General features: G+C 53.5%; 1 protein-coding gene. It reads right to left on the bottom strand.

The window, feature by feature from the left end:
* The coding region (locus AC55NX_RS20905) for a hypothetical protein (protein ID WP_496997480.1) at nt 1–355 on the bottom strand (355 nt) is incomplete at both ends.

Below are 355 nucleotides of genomic sequence, written 5' to 3'. Positions count from 1 at the left end.
TCACCAGTGCCAGCGGTTTAAAGCTGCCGTACTCGTACAGATAAGTCTGGTAGTGGTGCTCACCCGACTCTGCCAGCAGTTTATCCCCCTGCCACAGAAATTCAGTTTGCCGGGTCTGCCCGGTTTTGTCGGTAACCGCTTTATGAATCCGTCTGCCGAACGCATCATATCGATATTCAGCGCTGCTGCCGTCATGCTTTTCGACTCGGACAAGCCGGTGCTGGCAGTCATATGCATAGGTTGTGACCAGAGACTGATGGGTGCCCCGCGCTTCCTGTATCAGGTTCCCGAACTCATCATACTGATAATGACAGTCCCCCTGAAACAGCAGTTGGTTGCCGGACACATTGCTCAG

The sequence above is a fragment of the Vibrio rubrogenes genome (assembly GCF_059641415.1).
Note: the sequence above shows the minus strand (reverse complement) of the source record. Positions and strands in the feature narration are given on the sequence as shown.